The sequence below is a fragment of the Pseudooceanicola aestuariicola genome (assembly GCF_045763785.1).
In the GTDB taxonomy this organism is placed as follows: domain Bacteria; phylum Pseudomonadota; class Alphaproteobacteria; order Rhodobacterales; family Rhodobacteraceae; genus Pseudooceanicola.
In genome coordinates this window covers 162,863-181,212 of the sequence record NZ_JBJGSF010000002.1, presented here as the reverse complement: position 1 = coordinate 181,212, position 18,350 = coordinate 162,863, and the positions used below count along the sequence as shown (strand labels likewise).

The window sequence follows — 18,350 nt, the reverse complement described above, 5'->3', positions numbered from 1 at the left end:
GCGGGCCCGCACCGGGTGCGCAGCCGAGTTTTGCTCGCAGGTTATTCAGGCGCGCGTGGGCCGCGGCGCACATGCCTTGCTGCGTTCGATAAGGTAAGCCGCAGCTATTTCGGCACATTGTTTGCCCATCCTTAAAATACAGTACTCGACACCGGTGTCGGCATGGGCCGTGCGGTGCGGTGTGTCCGCAAACGATGTGGCTTCGGGTACCACCTTTGCTGCAGGCGACGTGCTCAAGTGTGTGAGACGATTTGGTACATCGACGCTTTTGTTGGTGCGGTCCGGCAAAATAGCTGAAGTGGATCGCGCTTGCCGTTTTCTTTATCGCGACGGTTCCGCCAAACGACAGCCGGTGCACGACATAATTCAGCTCGCGGGAGCCGTGAGTCCGTACAAACCGATCAATGTCAAACGTCGGCAAGTCGTTTAAACTAAGCGGAAGAATCCCGCTGTGCCGCCCTGAGCCGTAGCCACCCATCCGGATTTTCCTCTAAATCGTTTGGCCATTTTGCGGTCAGCTTGCGTCCGCATCGAGCGCCCGCTTTGCGAAAATGCGTATCTTGCGCATCTTTTTATCATGAAACCGCAAGCGACCGGTCCAGGCTCCAAAAGCGTAGACGAGCGACCGATGCTTTTTGTCCGTCTCTAAAACGATGTTCGAAATCTCTTCTTCACAAATCGCAGCACGCAACTCTTGATAGCAGTTGGCGCGGATTAGCCGTGCTCTCTCAGTGTTATCACGTGACATTGTAACCATGAGACGGGTTCCATTCGGTTCGAGATGATACCCCAAAAACTCAAATGGGTCCCATGGCGCCAAAAGCGTTTCGACTTTGTGTTCCCCAAGCGGCCCAGCGGGGTGCTGTTGGAGCGCGTCGCGCAGGCTGTGAGCAGCGTTTCGGAGCATTGCTCTGTCCCTTGTTTGCACCATGAAGTTGTCGGCAAAGCTCGTCACCTTGATGTCTCCAACATCCACCAAGGCGATGTGAACCAGTGACAACATCACATCCGCAATCAAAGGCGAAACCTTGCTCCCTGTGCTCAATCCGCGCCGAGCCTTTTCCAAGTACTCCTCGCTGAGACGAGGGTTCATGGAGTTAAAGGGAACACGATCCTCCCTAATAGTAGAGGAATGTTCGATAGCGAAGTTCTGTCCCGTGAGGACATTGTTCGCCACCTCTTCAGGCAGAGAAAGCTCTTGCGCGACTTTCTCTACATTGAAGCTCGAGAAGCATTCTACGACATCCAAGTGGCACGCGAATTTGTACCCTTCTTCGTAGTTTGCTTTGATCTGTTCTATGGCGGCTTTAGTACCACCGTTGAAAAGTTTTTGATCCCATGGCCGTTCGCCGAATTGAACAGAAATGAGGTTCCTAACTAGGATTTGCTGCGCACGACGTTCAACGCCGAAGTTCAAGGTAGGCCGGAAGTGACCGTCAGGCTTCGGCTTCAACGTGAGTTGCACTGGTTCATCGCATGGTGCGAAGGCGTCCATCCGCCGGGCAAGCTCAGCCGGAGAGTATTCGATCTCGCGCGGGTCAAAATCTTTGATGGCTTCACGTGCGGCGAGGAGGCGGGCTGAATAGCTTCGTAGTATGGCTTCGTTGGCTTCAAATAGCGCCACACCGGCGACGAACTTTTCAGAAAGCGAGCTCGGGGCTTCATGCAGCGCGCGTGCGGTTCGCGCATGTCTGTTAAGCTTTCTCACTTGTCGTTCAGCGCGCGCAAACGTCAGCCGCTGTAGTCGCTTGGGGCGCTTGGGTTGAACTGACGGGGCTCCATTCTCCGCCGAAACAGGCTTAGGAGTCTTCATCGATGAATTTCGTGAACGCCGAGGTTTGTCGCGGGCATCCTGCCTACGGTTTTTCTCTGTCATTAGCCTACCCTCGTCTTCCGCACCGGGTGCGGAGTGGGGTTCGTGCCAACCTCAGGGCGCTCAGCTTTCATTTTATCGAGACAATTGGCAAGCTCGGATTGCGCCCAGCGGGTGATGCCACCGAAGCGCACGGGCTCGGGCAAAGAGCCATTTGCTACATGCCGCCAAACCGTCGAAACGGAAACGCCGAGTAGCTTGGCGACTTCACCTACTTTGAGCAGTCTTTCAAAATTATCATCATCCACTTTGGCATCTCCAGGCACGTATTTGCATGGGGCGAACCTGCGGGAGATAGGACGAGATAACTAGGTAATGAAATGTGCGATTTTTTACCCATGCAATCAAAAACGCGGAATACCAATTTTTTCCAAGGTATTAGGGCGAACAAATTCCAAATCCCATCCGAGGTAGTCCAGCTGGCGCGGTTTCAATTTACCCGCTCTGAGTACGTGGCCGATTTCACTTATCGCCACATAGTATGCAGCGCGTATCGTTTCATGAGATCCAGCGGCCCAGGTGTCCTTCAAAAGAAACGACGCAATTTCGAAAGCGACGTCTTGCGTCATTTTGTCAGGGTTCAGGTCGATATTTTCAGATTTTGCGGCATTTTCCTGGGCCTCGGTGAAGCGCATTCTAGTCAGCCGGTTGGTGTGCTCCGATACGGGATCAACGGCGCCGCACCAGCGATAGACACGGTGAGCCGTTCTTGCGCGTTGACTAATTTTCAGTTTTTGGAGTTCTTGTTTGTGATTGCCCTGAATCGATTTTGCCGTGTCCTTCGTTGCCAGCGATCCGAGCATGTTCGTGGTCCAAACTACCAACCATTCAGGCTGCATCCGACCGTTTTCATGACAGATGTCTATCGCGTCCAGAACACCTGTTAGTCGGCCCAAACCGGCTCTTTTGCGGGCCCTCCAAAGTTCATTGTCGATGTTGTTCACACTTTGAAGACACGCGGCGGGCGGCATGTCGTTGTTTTCATAGATTGTTTCTATTTCAAGGCCATCAAGGTCTTCGGGAATCTGATCGCGTGGGTGACGATCTCGCCACATGTCTACGATTTCCCCCGGTGTGGGGTCCGCGCCGAGCAGGCGTTCAAGGTATCTTTCCTCTTGCGCCTTTGTCGGCCTATCAATCGGCAAACGCTGCCTCCCAGTCATTTAGATACTTCGTCGAGCCTGGCGTGTATCGGCAAGACCGTGACGCTGTCTTGCTTCGTAACAAACCGTCCCCATCGTTCCATCAGTATGCGGCGTTTCTCCAGAAAATCTGAGCGCCGGTAAGCGCGTTCGACAGCATTCCCGACGGTATGCGCCAGCGCGGTTTCGGCGATGTCGCGCGGTGTGTCAGTGGCCTCGGCGCACCATGTCCTGAAGCTTGAGCGAAAGCCATGCGGCCGGGCTGCCATGCCCAGTCTTTCCATGTATCGCGACATGGTCGCATCACTGATGACACCTTTGCGCACGCTAGGGAACAAGTAGCCGTCGCGAGCATGCGGCCGTGCTGCTTCGATTACGGCGAGTGCTTCGGTCGAAAGGGGAACGCGGAAATCGGCTTCCCTACCTTTCTGCGACTTCATAATCGCTGCAGGCACAATCCACGTATCCCCGACGATCTGTTCATGTCGACAAAACCGAATTGGTTTCGATCGCAAAGCGGTCAGTATTAGCATTCGTAACGCCAAATGCGTGACGGTTGGAGCCTTCAATCCTTCATAAAAATCCGGGACCTCCTGCCAAGGCACTGCTGCAATATGCGTGGCGTTGTGCCGGGACTTGCCTAGGAGGGCTTTGGCCTTATCTGTCGCCTGAATGTCTACGTCGAGACCTAAGGCTGCGCCGTGCTTCATCACTATGCCCAGTCGATTGAGTGCCTTTCGAGCCGTCTCGGCCTTAGTGTGCCAGAGCGGCGAAAGCGCGTCGCGGATATCACGCTGATCAATCTCTTCGATCGGAACCTGGCCCAGTTTGGGCAGAACATGGAGTTCGAGGGGCGAGAACCATAGACCTGCTCTCCCGTCTTCCTTGAGTTCGGCCTGACGCGCGGCAAACGCTGCCTCCGCGATTTGCTTTAGTGTGTTGCCTTCCCTTGTCGCTTCGCGTGCCAGTCGCTGCCGCTCTTTGATAGGGTCAGTGCCTGCTTTCGCGACGGTGCGCTATTTCTGGGCCTCTAGCCGCGCCTGTTTGAGCGATACGGCGATCTCAGAACCCAGACCCATCTCGCGCCGCCGACCGTGGATCTGTACGCGTAGGAACCACTGGCCGCCGCCATCGCTCCGCCTGTGAAACCAGAGACCTCCACCATCGTTGTACTTGCCAGGTTTTGTGTTGCGTACTTCTAGGGAAGTTAACTTATGAAGCGCGGGCATGATTATCCACCTTTTCATCCACCCATATACGTAGCACAGAATGGGATGAACTGCGACAGACTGAGAACAGAAAACTTTTGAAATCAAATTGCTGGCAACCTATCGCAATAGCATGGCACGACATGTATCAGGTATGCAGTGCCCTTCAGCGGCACCACGCACTTTCCACCGGAAAGTGCCTTCCCGGTCAGATTTCTCTAGAATTTCAGCACGCATGTTTGGGTAAACCACTTAACCCAAACAAAAATCCTGTATTTCCTGTATCTCGTGTTAACCTTTCGCGCGGGCGCGGTGATCTGGCTGAACCCCCCTGAACAGGGGGGGAGCAATTAGGCAAAGTCAGTTTAGGTTAACGCCAGCCCCAGAATTTTATCTGGTACTAGCGAAAGCACATTGAATTGAGACGACTCCACATTGCCCCGCTGATCGGTCTTGGATTGGCGGCTGCCTTTTCCACCATCCTTGTCCTGTCCGTTGCTTTGACCCGCCCTTGGGTTGGGTTGACGCTGGTCGCCGCTGATGACGCCGTGATCGTCACCGATTGGGCTGCAGCACGGGATGATGCCCTGCAAGGCGGCGATCAGGTGCTTGCTCTGCAGCAGGGCGACCTGTCCATTCCAATTACCCCGGCGGACCGTATCGAAGAGCCCGATGGCTTGCCGACGACCACCGATATGAAGGCGCTTTTCGCGCGGTCTGGCCAGATGGACCAGATGCTGCAAAGCGGAGAGGCAGACCTGCTGATTCAGCGTGGTGCCGCGCAGGTGGCGATCCCGGCGACGCTGGCGCAGAATCGGCCCGTGGCAGACCTGCCGCTGGTTTTCTGGGTTCAGATCTTCGTGGGCGTCACCAGCATGCTGGTCGGCGGGTGGGTCATGGCTTTGCGCCCGAACGAAGTCGCCTCGCGCTGGTTGGCATTGGCGGGGGTGGGCCTGATGGCGGCCTCTCACGCGGCGGCGATGTATTCCACCCGCGAACTGGCCCTGCCCGAAGGCGTCTTTGCCTGGGGGTCTGCGCTGAATTCTGCAGGCGCGCTGTCGTTTGGCTTGGGCATGATGTGTCTGTTCCTGACCTACCCGGTCCGGTACCTGCCAAAATGGCTGATCTGGGGCATATCGCTATTCTTCGGGGCTTGGATCGTCCTGTCGTTCTTCCGCTTCAGTGACGCGCCCGCGATGCTGATCCATATCCCCACCTTGGTGCTGATGATCGGTATCCTCTTGGGCGCAGCGGGTCAGGTCTGGGCGACGCGCGGCAACCCTTCGGCCCGCGCCGCGATGCGGTGGTTCGGCCTGTCGGTGACCATCGGGGCGGGCAGTTTTGTCGCGCTGATCGCTTTGCCGCAGGCGATGGGCTTTTCGCCTCAGATCAGTCAGGGCTATGCCTTCGCGCTGTTCCTGATCGTTTATGCCGGGCTGGCCGCGGGTGTCGCGCGCTATAAACTGTTCGAACTGGAATTCTGGGCCTTCCGCGCCTTGTTTTATGCAGGCGGCGTCGCGCTGTTGCTGATCCTTGATGCGCTGTTGATCTACACCGTCGCGATCGACCGCATCCCCGCGTTTTCGATCGCTTTGCTGGTGGTGGCCTTCGTCTATCTGCCCGCCCGGGATTACCTGTCGCAGCTGTTCACGGGCCGCAAAAGCATCACCACGACCGAACTGTTTGATCTGGTGTCCAATGCCGCGCTGGCCCCCGGGGCCGCCGCGCAGGAGCAGGCCATGCGCCGCCTGCTGGACCAGTTGTTTCACCCGCTGTCGATCGAAAGCGCGCCGGAGCCCGTCAGCCATGCAACCCTTCTGAAAAATGGTGAAGCGATGGACGTGCCCGGGATCGAAGGGTCGCCTGACCTGCGGATGTACTGGGCGCATCGGGGAAGGCGGCTGTTTTCGACCCGCGATCTTCACACCGTGCAGGCGGTGATCCAGATGTCGGCACAGGTCGTCGAACGCCGCCGCGCATACGCGGCCGGGGCAGAAGAGGAACGCCATCGCATCAACCGCGACATGCACGACCATATCGGGGCGCAGCTGCTGGGCGCGCTGCATTCAGGGTCGGACGACAGAAAGAACGCGCTGATCCGGCAAACGCTGACCGACCTGCGTGAAATCGTGTCGAACCCCGGCGGGGATCCCTTCCCGCTGCACACCTTGCTGGGTGATCTGCGGGCAGAGCTGTCAGAGCATCTGAGTTCGGTCGATGTTGCGCTGAACTGGACCGAAGGCGATCTGCCGGATGTGGACGCCGCGCCCATCGTGGTGTCGTCGATCCGGGCGATCCTGCGCGAAGGAACGTCAAACATTCTACGCCATTCCGGTGCCACGACCGCTTGGGTCGACGTGACAACCGACCGCACCGGCGGGCAGGAGTGGTTGAACATCACCATAGGCGACGATGGCCGCGGGCTGGCTACCCAGACGGCTATGGTCGACCCGCATTCTGGCAATGGGTTGCGCAACCTGACCACCCGGCTGAATGCCCGTGGCGGTCGGTTCAGCGCCGAAACCGGGCCAGAGGGCAAAGGCACCGTCCTGACCGCCCGCCTGCCGCTGCTGGTGGCCACGCCCAAGGTGATGGCGCTGAAAGAAGCAGGGGAATAACAGATGCGCGTCCTGATCCTTGAAGACATCAGCGAAACGAGGGACTGGCTGAAATCTTTGACGGAACGGGCCTTTCCGGGGGACACGATTGTCGAAACCGCCTCGATGATCCGGGAGGCACGGCAGATGATGCCGCGCGGCTACGACATCGCTCTGCTGGATCTGGGGTTGCCTGATGGGTCCGGCCTGACCTTGTTACGAGAGATCAAGGCCGACGCACCTGATACCACCTGCATCATCACCACCGTGATGGGGGACGATGCGACGGTGGTGTCTGCCCTGTCCGCGGGGGCTGATGGGTATTTGTTAAAGGAAAGTCCCGGCGCGGTGCTGATCCGTCAGTTGCAGCAGATCACCGATGGGGTTCCCGCGCTGTCACCGTCGATTGCGCGGCGGATCATGCAGCATTTCCGCTATACCGGACCGTCCGAGAATTCAGACCTGAACCTGACCGATCGCGAATCCGAGGTGCTGGCGCTGATCGGGCGAGGGTTAAGAAATGCCGAGGTGGCGCGCACGCTTGGCATCACCGAAAACACCGTCGCGGGCTATATCAAGGACGTCTATCGCAAGCTGGGGATTTCCAGCCGGGCAGAGGCCGCATGGCACGCCGCCCGGCTTGGTCTGGCCCCGCGTTAGGCTTTGACCGCTTTCTGCGCGACACTCAGGCACAGGTCTGTCGCAACCGCCATGTCCTGTACCGACACCCATTCCAAAGGCCCATGGATGTTCTGCATCCCCGTAAACAGGTTAGGCGTGGGGATCCCCATTTCCGTCAGGCGTGACCCGTCCGTGCCGCCGCGGATCGGGACCGAAACAGGCTCTAACCCTAGGGATTTGGCCGCATCACGAGCCAGATCGACGGGGGTCATATCCTTTTCCAGCCAATAGCGCATGTTGCGATATTGCGGTGTGATGGTGCAGCTGATCTGCGCGCGCGGCTCGGTTGCTTGGACCGCGTCGCAGACCTTGCGCACGATCTCGCCCTTCTGCTCCAGCCCGTCCATTTCGAAATCGCGCAGGATCAGTTTGATCCGCATCTCGGTCGAACCGCCCTCCATATCCGTCGCGTGGATAAACCCTTCGCGGCCAGAGGTAAGCTCCGGCACCATCGTCTGCTGCGGCAGCATATCGATGATCTTGGACGCCAGATGGATCGCGTTCACCAGCTTGCCGGTCGCATAACCGGGGTGGATCGAGACGCCTTTAACGATGATCTCGGCCCCGTCGGCGCTGAAGCTTTCGTATTCAATCTCGCCCACTTTGCCGCCGTCGAAGGTATAGGCGAAATCGGCGGCAAAATCGCGGGTCAGCTCTGGCCCGACGCCGCGCCCGATTTCTTCGTCCGGGGTGAAGGCCACGCGAATGGGGCCGTGCGGAATGTCGGGGTTTTTCAACAGATGATGCATGGCGGTCATGATGATCGCGACACCCGCCTTATCGTCCGCCCCCAGCAAGGTCAGACCAGATGCGGTGACGATGTCATGCCCCTGTTTCGACCCTAAATAAGGGAAATTGTCAGGTGACAATACCAGATCCGGGTTGTCCGGATAGGTGATGTCGCCGCCGTTGTACCCCTTGATCACGCGCGGCTTGACGCCCGTCGCGTTGAACTGCGGCGCGGTATCCACATGCGCGGCAAAGCCGATGGTCGGGCCCTCGGCCGTGCCGGGGATGGTCGCCAGAACCACACCGTAATCGGTCAGCGTGACGTCCTGCGCGCCCATCTCCTCCAGCTCGGCCTTCAGCATCCGGGACAGGTTCAGCTGAATATCGGTGGATGGCGCGGTGGGGCTGTCGGCGTCGGACTGGGTGTCGACGGCGCAATAGCGGACCAGCCGGTCCTCAAGCTCTTGATCAAAACTCATGGGCTGTCCTCAGATGTCAAAGACCACGCCCTGCGCCAGCGGCAGGTCGGTGGAATAGTTGATGGTGTTGGTCGCCCGGCGCATATAGGCGCGCCACGCGTCCGACCCGGATTCGCGCCCGCCGCCGGTTTCCTTTTCACCGCCAAACGCCCCGCCGATTTCCGCGCCCGAGGTGCCGATGTTCACATTGGCGATCCCGCAGTCCGATCCGCGCGCCGACAGGAACGTCTCCATTTCCCGCAGGTCGGTGGTGAAGATCGACGACGACAGACCACCGCCCACTGCGTTGTGATCTTCCAGCACCGCGTCAAAGTCGTCGTATTTCATGACATACAGGATCGGAGCGAAGGTTTCGCGCAGCACCGGACCGCCGTGTTCGGGCATCTCCACGATTGCCGGACGCACATAATAGGCCGCATCGCTTTCCACGTCCTGCCGACCGCCGCCATGGACCTTACCGCCCAATGCCTTGGCTTCTTCCAACGCTTTGCCCATGCCGTCGAATGCCGCCTTGTCGATCAGCGGACCGACCAGCGCGTCGGTGGTCAGGGGGTTGCCGATGGTGACGGACTCATAAGCTTTGATCAGGGCCGGAACGATCTGGTCGTAGACCGAGGAATGCACGAAGAGCCGCCGCATCGTCGTGCACCGCTGCCCCGCCGTGCCCATCGCGCCAAAGGCAATCGCCCGCAGCGCCATGTCCATATCGGCCGAGGGGCAGACGATGCCCGCGTTGTTCCCGCCCAGTTCCAGAATGCATTTGCCAAAGCGTTCGGCGACCTTCGGCCCCACAATCCGCCCCATGCGCGTCGACCCGGTGGCCGAAATCAGCGCGACTTTTTCGCTGGTTACCAGTGCTTCGCCGACGTCCGGTCCGCCGACCAAGACCTGAGACAACCCATCGGGCGCATCGCCAAACCGCTCTAACGCGCGGTCCAGCACTGCCTGACAGGCGAGTGCGGTCAGCGGCGTCTTTTCGGACGGTTTCCAGATCACCGGATCACCGCAGACCAGCGCGAGGGCCGAGTTCCAGCACCACGGCGCGCAGGGGAAGTTGAACGCGGTGATGATGCCTACGACGCCCAATGGGTGCCACGTCTCCATCATCCGGTGGCCGGGGCGTTCGGTGGCGATGGTCAGGCCATAAAGCTGACGCGACAGACCCACGGCGAAATCGCAGATGTCGATCATCTCCTGCACTTCGCCCAGACCCTCGGACGGGGATTTGCCCGCCTCGATGCTGACCATGCGGCCAAGGTCTTCTTTGGATTTGCGCAGCTCTTCGGCGAACAGGCGCACCAGCTCTCCGCGGCGCGGGGCAGGGACCATGCGCCAAACCTTGAAGGCCGCGCGGGCCTTGTCGATGGCAGCGTCGGTCGCGGCCGCGTCATCAGTGGCAAGGGTCGCCACGACCTCTCCGGTCACGGGGGACACGATCTCCATCCCGCCCGACACGTTAAGATCAGTGGTATCCCCACAGGCTTTCATGGTGTCGCGGGTGGTCTCTGCTAGCGTCATGGTCAACGGTCCTTTCGAATACGTGTTGGCGGCACCCTATCGCTGGCGTGAGGCAAAGATCTAGGGCAGCCGTTACCCTGCGCGAACTGCCCCAAGGGCATGTGCCGCCAATGCGCCCGTTTCGTAATACAAGCCGCGCAATCGGGGCAGGGGATCGCGGTAGCTGTCGATCGGCGCGATGGGCAGATCGCCCTCATCACCTGACAGAACCGCGCGCGCCATTGCCTTGCCAAACACCGTGCCCGTGCCGATTCCGCGACCCGAATAGCCGAAGGCCGACAGGCCACGTGGCCCCAGCCGCAGCACCTTTGGCAAGTGATCGGCCGTATTGGCGATCACGCCGCTCCACGCGGTGGTCAGGGGTAGCCCGGCCAGCTGAGGGAAAAGCGACGCCATTTTGTGCGCGGCCCACCGTCGATGCACCCCGGACGCCGCGTGACCCATGCCCCCGATCGCGCCGACGATCATTCGCCCTGCCTTATCCAGACGGAAAGACGTCATGACGGTCGCCGTGTCCCAGCAGCCTTCCTTGCCAGGCAGGATCCCGTCCAGCAAGGCATCGGGCAAAGGTTCGGTGGCCATCTGGAAAAAGTTCAGCGGGGCAAAGCGGCCGGGGGTGGTGCCATTGGCGTTTGTCCCTTCGATCAGCGCATCAGCCGTGATCTGGGTCCCGTTCACATCAACCTGCCAGACCCGGCCATCATGGCGATACCGACGCACCGGCGACCCTTCGACAATCATCGCCCCCGCGTTGCGCGCCGCACGGGCCAGCCCCCGAGCATACCCCAGCGGCTGGATTGTCCCTGCCCGCGGATCGAAAAGCGCGCCTTGAATCGCGCGGCTGCCCACACGTTTCTGCGCGGCATCTGTATCCAGCAAAACGATCGGTGCGCCGGTTGCGACCAGTTGGTCATGCCGCGCAATCAGGTTGCGCATTCCGGCTGACGAATGGGCGCAGTGCAACGTGCCATTGCGCACGACCTCACACTCTATCTGGAAGTGTTCGATCAGCTCAAACACCAGCGCCGGACCTTGTGCCAGCGCCTGTGTCAGACGGCGGGCGGGGGCCTCCCCCATTTTGCGGGCGACCTCTCCGGGCGGCAACCAAAGGCCCGCATTCACCAGCCCCACGTTCCGCCCTGACCCACCGAAGCCAATGGTCTTGGCCTCGGCCACCAAAACCCGCGCGCCGTCTTGCGCGGCGTGTAGGGCCGTCGACAAACCGGTGAATCCTCCGCCGACCACAATGAGGTCGACGTGCGACGGCAAGGCGTCAGGCGGCGTCGCCTCCACCGAAGGTGCCGTTTGCGTCCAGAGGTTTGAGCTTGCCTGCGTCACGTATCACCCGAGCTGATCTTGAAAGAGCCTAGCGATCTTCTGACGGCAAAGGAAAGGGGGGAAGGCAAGGCGATCGGACCGAGAGGTTTGGGCCATGTGCCAGATTTTGAATTGTCGCCAGCGGCGCAAAACTAGCGACCGCACATTCCGCCGTCTGGAAGAAATCGGTGGTGCATGTTGCGGCGATCGTCATAACGCGCCGCGCTACCGCACAGATGAATTTCCAGCACGCCCATTTCGCCGTGCTTGGTGCGACCGTCGTCTTGGCCGCCGAAACCCGCAAGGCGTGGATCGTCGCAGACCCCGAGATGATGGAAGGGCTGGAAGAAGGTCAGGAGGTCGCCTTTACCGCCGACCGCGTGAAGGGCAAGCTGACCGTGACCGAGATCATGCCCGAGTGACCGACCGAAGGGCCGCGGTCTTGCGGCCCTTCATTCTGCTGCGTGCGTCCGCTGGCGTTGCACCTCTTGCGCCCGCTCGGGCCACGTCGAACGGATGAAGGCGAGGATATCCAGAACCTCGTCCTCGCTCAGCGTCTCTTCAAATGCGGGCATCCCGCTTTTGAACCCGGTGACGCCGCGCGCCTCCAGCGCGGCCTGTCCGCCCTTTAGGGTGTATTCCAACAACAGCGGTGTATCGTGGTGCCAGGTGTGGCCTGTCACGTCGTGCGGCGGCGCGGGCATGACGCCATCGGGACCGGGCGAACGCCAGTTCGGTTGCCCCTCAAGGTTCGCGCCGTGACAGGACGCGCAGGCCTCTGCGTATAGCTGCGCGCCTGCAGCCAGATCCCGACCCGAAAGCCGATGATCGGCCTGTGCAGTCGTAGCAGCACAGGCGATCAGAAGGACACCAAGTCTCATTTCGCACGGAAATCCGCGTGGCAGGCCCCGCAGGATTTACCCAGTTGCCCCATGGCCGGGCCAAGGTCAGCCTCGGCCTGGATCGTGCCAGCCAATCCACCCGCCAGCTCTTCCAGCTCAGTCGCGTGGGCGGTGAAGCTGTCCCAGTTGTCCCAGATTGCGGGCAGCGCCTCGGATTTGGGATCGGTTGCCTTATTCTCAAACAGCGAGGGGATGTAGGACGCCTCTTCCGAGATTTTGGCAAGCGCTGCGTTGGCCGCATCGGCGTCAAAGGCTGCCTCGCCTTTGGCCATGGTGCCAATAACCTTCATCTGTTTGGCCAGTTCCGACATGCCCATCATGCGGTTCATCACATCAGGGTTCTTCACACCGCTGTGGGCGAAGGCCGCGGTGCCAGAGGCGATGAGGGCGATCGCAATATATTTCTTCATATTCAATCCTTCCTGAGGGGGGAATTAAGTTACGTTGATCCAAGTGGTCATGCCCGAGGCCGCATGGCCCAGCATATGGCAGTGGAACAGCCACTTGCCGGGGTTTTCGGCGACAAAGGCGATCTCAAGCGGTTCGTCCGGATAGCTGAGGATCGTGTCGCGCATCGGGCCAAGGGTGCCATCCTCGGCCACCTGCCGGAAATGCATCCCGTGCAGGTGCATGGCGTGGGCAAAGGCTGTGTCGTTGGTAATCTTCAGCCGAAGGGTTTCGCCCCGGTCAAGGTCTGCAAATGGCGTGTCGGTCATGCCGACCTGTCCGGCCAGCGCCCAGAACTGTCCCTGCTGCGCCATCTGCCGGAACCCCATGCGATTGCCGTTCATCATGGCGCCGGACATGCGCCCCATGGCGCCGCCTTCCATCGCCATGTCCAAGCGGCGTGCGTCTTTCAGGCCGGGGATCTCCATGCCGGGGTTTGGCGGCAAGGGCGACGGGGCCGCGCGTTTGGCTTTTGTTGCGGTGCCCGCAACGGGCATGCGCACCTGTGGCCGCCACTGGTCGTCGTCGTCAAACCGCAGCAGGGCGGCGATGTCGCCATCTGCCGCCGTCACGTCGACGATCAGGTCAACGCGCTGCGCCGGGGCAAGGATGATCTCGCTCTCTACCGGCGCTGGCGCGTCCAAAGGCATACCGTCCAGCGCGACGGTCCAGCCGTCCAGCCCGGTCAGGTTAAGCACGAAAATCCGCGCGTTCGAGGCATTGATCAGCCGAAGCCGCATCCGTTCGCCGGATTTGACCGGCAGGGACATGTCGAACTGACCGTTGGTGCCAAGCAGATTGCCCAGACGGCCACCGTGGCTGAGGCTCATCATATGGCCGAAGGGTTGGGCGAATTGACCGTCTTCGGGGTTCAGCAACCAATCGTCCAGCATCAGGACCTCATCCCGATCCACATCCGGCGGGTCGATCTCGTCAACGATCAGTGGGCCAGAGAGGCCACGCGCAACTTGTTCGAACGAATTCTTGTGGGCGTGATACCAATAGGTTCCGGCGTCCGGCACGGCGAAGTCATAGTCGAAACTTTCGCCCGGCGCGGCAGGGGCCTGCGTCAGGTCCGCCACCCCGTCCATCGCGTTGTCGATGCGGATGCCGTGCCAATGGACCGAGGTCGGCACAGGCAGGTCGTTCTGTAGCCGCCGCACGATCCGGTCACCCTGCCGTGCCCGGATCAGCGGACCCGGTATGCCGCCGTCATAGCTCCAGACCTCGGTCGGGGCGTAACCGGGTGGGGCAAGCTGCGCCGACGAGACACGAGCGGTCAGTGTGGTCGCCTCGGCCGCGCGCAGGGGCATTGCAGCCAGCCCCGCTGCGCTGGCCAAGCCGCACAGTACGGTCCGTCGGGAAATCAAAGACATCTCAGTCGATCCCGTTCGCGCGCTGAAGTTCGCGGACATATGTGATGATGCCGGCGACATCCGCCTGTGTCAGACCGGATTGCGCGGGCATGTCGCCAAACTGCCAGTGATGCGCCCGGACCCCGTTCTGAACGGCCAGCACAAAAGACATGTCAGCGTGATGGCTGGGTTCGTAAATCTTGTGAACCAGCGGCGGTCCAAAGCCCATTTTCCCCGCAGCGTTTGCGCCATGGCAATCCGCACACACCGCGTCAAAGGCGCGGTGTCCGACCATGGCTTCCTGTGACAAGGTGGCGGGTAGCGTGACATCCACCATCGCCTCACCCTCGGCCGGGGCTTCAACCGGGGGCAACGTTTGCGGTTGGGTCAGGTAAAAGCCCGCGCCTATGATGGCTGCACCAGCCACAGCGACCAACAGTGTTTTCTTCATTTTCAACGTCCCGAATTGCGCGGCAGAACCGCGCGATTGCCTTTCCTGCGGTCCATGCCACAGCGCTTGTTTGCCAGATATTCAGATACGAGGAGGGGGCAGATCATGTCCCAAAGCGATGGATCGCAACATGGCGAAATCGTCCGGGTTCAAATTTGGCTGGGCCTCTGGTGCTGCAATGCGGAAGCTGGCAGATGACAGGCTCATTGGGATCGCCGTGGCACAACCGGCACCATGATGACAATCATGCGCGGCACGTTGGTGAGAGGTCTGATCCAAAACCGGACAATCCGGGCAGTTTGGCTGCCGATCGGCCATCGCCATCGCATCATGCGGCATGTCGTGCGCCTGCGCAGCACCGGGCAGAATAACCCACGCTGTGATGAGCAGGATGAAGATCGCAAAGACGTGTCGCACGGTAGTTTCCTTTGATCCCGACTATGCCTTGCGAAGCGAACCGGGGTCAATCGACCCGGCCAGAGAGTTCAGGATTGCACAGTCCGGGGCGTCATCGCCGTGGCACTGGCCGATCAAGGACTTCAACTCGTCTTCCAAAGCGCGCAGCTGGTCTATCTTTGCCCGCACGGCCTCCAGATTACGGCTGGCCAATTCGCGGACGTCCCGGCTGGCTCGGTCAGGGTCGGCGTTCAGATCAAGCAACTGGCGACATTCCTCAAGTCCGAACCCAAGATGCCGCGCCTGCGCGAGCATCCGCAATTGCGTGATCTGCCGGTCGCCAAAATCGCGATACCCGTTTTCGGCCCGATCCGCATCGACCAGACCGATGTCTTCGTAATAGCGGATGGTTTTAACCGACAATCCGGTCTCTTTCGCGGCGCGTCCGATGTTCATAAGGCGATTCCTTTGCCGCATAGGTTAAAGTCTCCACCGGCTGGAGGGTCAAGCCGAACACTGTCACGCCTTGGTGACGGGGCCGCGGCACGGCGGCCCCGTGAGCAATCACAGTTTCTTCGCCCGCAGACGCAGGGCGTTCCCGATGACCGACACCGACGACAGGCTCATTGCCGCAGCGGCAAAGATTGGCGACAGAAGCACGCCGAGGAAGGGGTAAAGGATACCCGCCGCAATCGGCACGCCTGCGCTGTTGTAGACGAAGGCAAAGAACAGGTTCTGCCGAATGTTCTTCATCGTCGCCTCGGCCAGCCGCCGCGCCCGGACGATGCCGCCCAGATCGCCTTTGACCAGTGTGATGCCCGCGCTTTCCACCGCCACGTCGGCGCCGGTGCCCATGGCGATACCGACATCCGCCTCGGCCAGCGCTGGCGCGTCGTTGACGCCATCCCCGGCCATAGCAACGGACAGACCTTCGCCCTTCAGCTTCTTCACCAGCGCGTTCTTGTCCTCGGGGCTGACCTCGGCGTGTACCTCGTCGATCCCCAACTCTTTGGCGACGGCCTGTGCCGTGGCTTCGGCGTCGCCCGTGGCCATGACGATGCGAAGACCCAGATCGTGCAGCGCGCGAATGGCCTCCGGCGTCGTTTCCTTGATCCGGTCGGCAACCGCCACCAGACCCGCCGCCTTGCCATTGACCGCGACGAACATCGCGGTCTTCCCCTCGGCCTGAAGCGCCTTGGCCCGGTCTGCCAGATCACCCACCTCGACCGAGAGGTCTTTCATCAAGGCGCTGTTGCCAAGCGCGACGCTTTGCCCGTCCACCTTGCCGGTGACGCCTTTGCCGGTGACGGCCTCGAAATCGGTGCTGTCCTTGCGCGTCGCGCCCCGGTCTTCGGCCCCGGCAACCAGCGCCTCGGCCAGCGGATGTTCTGACCCGCGTTCCAGCGCGGCGACCAGCGTCAGCAGCTCCGCCTCTTCCATGCCTTGCGGTTCAACGTCCGTCAGGGTCGGCTTGCCTTCGGTCAGCGTGCCCGTCTTGTCGACGATCAGCGCATCGACCTTGGCGAACCGCTCCAGCGCCTCTGCATCGCGGATCAGGACGCCTGCGTTCGCGCCACGGCCCGAGGCGACCATGATCGACATCGGCGTCGCCAGACCAAGCGCGCAGGGGCAGGCGATGATCAGCACGGATACGGCGGCGACAAAGGCATAAGACAGCGCGGGCGACGGACCAAAGGCCCACCAAACGACAAAGGCCAGAAGCGCACAGGCAACGACCGCAGGCACAAAGTACCCCGCGACCTTGTCGGCCACCGCCTGAATCGGCGCACGAGACCGTTGGGCGCTGGCGACCATCTGCACGATCCGGTTCAGCGTCGTTTCCTCGCCGACGTTCTGCGCTTCCATCAGGAAGCTGCCGGATTTGTTCAGCGTGCCGCCGGTGACCGGCTCTCCTTCGACCTTTTCGACAGGGACGGGTTCGCCCGTGATCATGCTTTCATCGACGGACGATCGCCCCTCGGTCACCACACCATCGACGGGCACAGAGTCACCGGGACGGACGCGCAGGATATCGCCGGACTTCAACTCATCCAGCGGCACGTCTTTTTCGTCATCGCCGTTCACCCGGCGTGCGGTTTTGGGCGCAAGGTCCATCAGGGCACGGATCGCATCACCCGTCCGTTCGCGTGCGGCCAGTTCCATCACCTGCCCGATCAGAACAAGTACAAGGATGACCGCCGTCGCCTCGAAATACACCGGCGTCATGCCCATGCCGTCCGACATCTGGTCGGGCAACAGCCCAGGCGCCAGCATCGACACGATGGAAAACAGGTAGGCCGCCGCCGTGCCCAGCCCGATCAGGGTCCACATGTTGGGGCTTCGGTTCTTGATCGAATTCCACCCGCGTTTAAAGAACATGCGTGTGAACCAGACCACCGCCGTGGCCAGCACAAACTGAATTGCGACAAAGACGTTGTGGCCGAGCCATTCCGCAAACGGGATGCCGACGTGGCTGCCCATTTCCAGCAGGAAAACCCCCGCCGCCATTGGGGCGGTGATCCAAAGACGCCGTTTGAAATCGACGTATTCCGGGTGTGGACCGCTATCGAGCGACGGCGTCATCGGCTCCAAAGCCATACCGCAGATCGGGCAGTCGCCGGGGTGATCCTGCACGATCTCCGGGTCCATGGGGCAGGTGTACATCGTGCCTTCCGGCATCGGCTCCGGCTCTGGCCGGTCGCCAAGGTACTTCTCTGGCTCGCCCTCGAATTTGGTCTGGCAGCCGGAGGAGCAGAAGTAGAACCGCTCGCCCTCGTGTTTGGTCATATGCGCCGCTGTCGCCCGTTCGACCGTCATGCCACAGACCGGATCTTCCGAGGTGCGATAGGCCTCGGGATCGCCTTCGAACTTCTTGCGGCACCCGTCCGAGCAGAAGTGATACGTGTGATCGTGATACTCGACCGTCGGCTTGCCCGCGTTGGGATCGACCGTCATCCCGCAGACAGGATCGCGGATGATGTCGTTGGTGTCAGAGTGCTGGGTTTTCGCGGCGGGCATGACGGGTCCTTTCCTTCACTGAAAGATATGGACCACTGATCTGGGGTCTCCAGTCGCTGGAGGGTCAAGGGGGTTTTTGTGATCTTGTTTCGGCGACCGGTAAGATCAGGTGTCTAACAGCGTATCTCGACCACGCGAAAAATCAGGCCGCGCGGTGGAAGTCGATCTAATCATTGGGAAAGTCCGGCAGCGGAGGAGGGACTTGGCGGCAGACCCCACTTTCTGACTATTTGTAAA

General features: G+C 60.6%; 18 protein-coding genes. 3 read left to right on the top strand and 15 right to left on the bottom strand.

All coding sequences use genetic code 11. The features are described 5' to 3' along the window. Positions 1–514 precede the first annotated feature (514 nt). From ACI3GR_RS08755 to ACI3GR_RS08735, 5 genes are all read right to left on the bottom strand, one after another. On the bottom strand, positions 515–1,876 hold the full coding sequence (locus ACI3GR_RS08755) for a reverse transcriptase domain-containing protein (protein WP_407493816.1): 1,362 nt from the start codon (positions 1,874–1,876) through the stop codon (positions 515–517). Further along, positions 1,876–2,121 (bottom strand): helix-turn-helix transcriptional regulator, encoded by a 246-nt coding sequence (locus ACI3GR_RS08750; protein WP_407493815.1) that lies wholly within the window; start codon positions 2,119–2,121, stop codon positions 1,876–1,878. The genes ACI3GR_RS08755 and ACI3GR_RS08750 overlap by 1 nt, the downstream gene beginning before the upstream one ends. 96 nt (positions 2,122–2,217) lie before the next feature. Beyond that, positions 2,218–3,018: a hypothetical protein gene (locus ACI3GR_RS08745; protein WP_407493814.1), complete on the bottom strand. Its 801-nt coding sequence runs from the start codon at positions 3,016–3,018 to the stop codon at positions 2,218–2,220. Between the two features lie 14 nt (positions 3,019–3,032). Further along, positions 3,033–3,941, bottom strand: coding sequence for a tyrosine-type recombinase/integrase (locus ACI3GR_RS08740; RefSeq protein ID WP_407494884.1), 909 nt, complete (start codon positions 3,939–3,941; stop codon positions 3,033–3,035). 90 nt (positions 3,942–4,031) lie between these two features. Beyond that, on the bottom strand, positions 4,032–4,244 hold the full coding sequence (locus ACI3GR_RS08735) for an Arm DNA-binding domain-containing protein (RefSeq protein WP_407493812.1): 213 nt from the start codon (positions 4,242–4,244) through the stop codon (positions 4,032–4,034). 398 nt (positions 4,245–4,642) lie between these two features. Here ACI3GR_RS08735 and ACI3GR_RS08730 point away from each other — a divergent pair, with 398 nt between their 5' ends. Next, positions 4,643–6,841 carry a sensor histidine kinase gene (locus tag ACI3GR_RS08730; RefSeq protein WP_407493811.1) on the top strand — a complete coding sequence of 733 codons (2,199 nt, stop codon included), beginning with the start codon at positions 4,643–4,645 and terminating at the stop codon, positions 6,839–6,841. 3 nt (positions 6,842–6,844) lie between these two features. Then, the gene (locus ACI3GR_RS08725; protein WP_407493810.1) at positions 6,845–7,480 is read left to right on the top strand and encodes a response regulator; all 636 of its coding nucleotides are present in this window, start codon (positions 6,845–6,847) and stop codon (positions 7,478–7,480) included. Here the strand turns inward: ACI3GR_RS08725 and pepT are convergent. The 3 genes from pepT to ACI3GR_RS08710 all read right to left on the bottom strand — a co-directional run bounded on the left by pepT (position 7,477) and on the right by ACI3GR_RS08710 (position 11,565). Beyond that, positions 7,477–8,709, bottom strand: coding sequence for a peptidase T (gene pepT / locus ACI3GR_RS08720; RefSeq protein ID WP_407493809.1), 1,233 nt, complete (start codon positions 8,707–8,709; stop codon positions 7,477–7,479). The two genes, ACI3GR_RS08725 and pepT, sit on opposite strands and share 4 nt — an antisense overlap. Before the next feature lie 9 nt (positions 8,710–8,718). Next, complete coding sequence (amaB, locus tag ACI3GR_RS08715; RefSeq protein WP_407493808.1) at positions 8,719–10,227, bottom strand: L-piperidine-6-carboxylate dehydrogenase; 1,509 nt, start codon at positions 10,225–10,227, stop codon at positions 8,719–8,721. Positions 10,228–10,299: 72 nt separating this feature from the next. Next, complete coding sequence (locus ACI3GR_RS08710; RefSeq protein WP_497204828.1) at positions 10,300–11,565, bottom strand: NAD(P)/FAD-dependent oxidoreductase; 1,266 nt, start codon at positions 11,563–11,565, stop codon at positions 10,300–10,302. A gap of 167 nt (positions 11,566–11,732) precedes the next feature. Here ACI3GR_RS08710 and ACI3GR_RS08705 point away from each other — a divergent pair, with 167 nt between their 5' ends. After that, positions 11,733–11,966: a copper-binding protein gene (locus tag ACI3GR_RS08705; RefSeq protein WP_407493807.1), complete on the top strand. Its 234-nt coding sequence runs from the start codon at positions 11,733–11,735 to the stop codon at positions 11,964–11,966. A 30-nt stretch (positions 11,967–11,996) separates the two neighbouring features. Here the strand turns inward: ACI3GR_RS08705 and ACI3GR_RS08700 are convergent, their stop codons facing one another. From ACI3GR_RS08700 to ACI3GR_RS08670, 7 genes are all read right to left on the bottom strand, one after another. Next, entirely contained in the window at positions 11,997–12,425 is a 429-nt protein-coding gene (locus ACI3GR_RS08700; protein ID WP_407493806.1) for a c-type cytochrome, read from the bottom strand. Next, positions 12,422–12,856, bottom strand: a complete 435-nt coding sequence (locus ACI3GR_RS08695; protein ID WP_407493805.1) for a c-type cytochrome — start codon at positions 12,854–12,856, stop codon at positions 12,422–12,424. Before ACI3GR_RS08695 ends, ACI3GR_RS08700 begins: the two co-directional genes overlap by 4 nt. A 24-nt stretch (positions 12,857–12,880) precedes the next feature. Continuing rightward, on the bottom strand, positions 12,881–14,269 hold the full coding sequence (locus ACI3GR_RS08690) for a multicopper oxidase family protein (RefSeq protein WP_407493804.1): 1,389 nt from the start codon (positions 14,267–14,269) through the stop codon (positions 12,881–12,883). Position 14,270: 1 nt separating this feature from the next. Beyond that, the gene (locus tag ACI3GR_RS08685; protein ID WP_407493803.1) at positions 14,271–14,699 is read right to left on the bottom strand and encodes a c-type cytochrome; all 429 of its coding nucleotides are present in this window, start codon (positions 14,697–14,699) and stop codon (positions 14,271–14,273) included. 81 nt (positions 14,700–14,780) lie between these two features. Then, positions 14,781–15,116, bottom strand: coding sequence for a hypothetical protein (locus tag ACI3GR_RS08680; protein WP_407493802.1), 336 nt, complete (start codon positions 15,114–15,116; stop codon positions 14,781–14,783). A 21-nt stretch (positions 15,117–15,137) separates the two neighbouring features. After that, the gene (locus ACI3GR_RS08675) at positions 15,138–15,551 is read right to left on the bottom strand and encodes a MerR family DNA-binding protein (protein WP_407493800.1); all 414 of its coding nucleotides are present in this window, start codon (positions 15,549–15,551) and stop codon (positions 15,138–15,140) included. A 108-nt stretch (positions 15,552–15,659) separates the two neighbouring features. Continuing rightward, complete coding sequence (locus ACI3GR_RS08670) at positions 15,660–18,113, bottom strand: heavy metal translocating P-type ATPase (protein WP_407493799.1); 2,454 nt, start codon at positions 18,111–18,113, stop codon at positions 15,660–15,662. Positions 18,114–18,350: the final 237 nt, after the last annotated feature.

Coding starts and splice junctions, on each gene's coding strand:
- ACI3GR_RS08755 (WP_407493816.1), bottom strand. CDS start 1,876: ATGACAGAGAAAAACCGTAGGCAGGATGCCCGCGACAAACCTCGGCGT.
- ACI3GR_RS08735 (WP_407493812.1), bottom strand. CDS start 4,244: ATGCCCGCGCTTCATAAGTTAACTTCCCTAGAAGTACGCAACACAAAA.
- ACI3GR_RS08725 (WP_407493810.1), top strand. CDS start 6,845: ATGCGCGTCCTGATCCTTGAAGACATCAGCGAAACGAGGGACTGGCTG.
- pepT (WP_407493809.1), bottom strand. CDS start 8,709: ATGAGTTTTGATCAAGAGCTTGAGGACCGGCTGGTCCGCTATTGCGCC.
- amaB (WP_407493808.1), bottom strand. CDS start 10,227: ATGACGCTAGCAGAGACCACCCGCGACACCATGAAAGCCTGTGGGGAT.
- ACI3GR_RS08700 (WP_407493806.1), bottom strand. CDS start 12,425: ATGAGACTTGGTGTCCTTCTGATCGCCTGTGCTGCTACGACTGCACAG.
- ACI3GR_RS08695 (WP_407493805.1), bottom strand. CDS start 12,856: ATGAAGAAATATATTGCGATCGCCCTCATCGCCTCTGGCACCGCGGCC.
- ACI3GR_RS08690 (WP_407493804.1), bottom strand. CDS start 14,269: ATGTCTTTGATTTCCCGACGGACCGTACTGTGCGGCTTGGCCAGCGCA.
- ACI3GR_RS08685 (WP_407493803.1), bottom strand. CDS start 14,699: ATGAAGAAAACACTGTTGGTCGCTGTGGCTGGTGCAGCCATCATAGGC.
- ACI3GR_RS08675 (WP_407493800.1), bottom strand. CDS start 15,551: ATGAACATCGGACGCGCCGCGAAAGAGACCGGATTGTCGGTTAAAACC.
- ACI3GR_RS08670 (WP_407493799.1), bottom strand. CDS start 18,113: ATGCCCGCCGCGAAAACCCAGCACTCTGACACCAACGACATCATCCGC.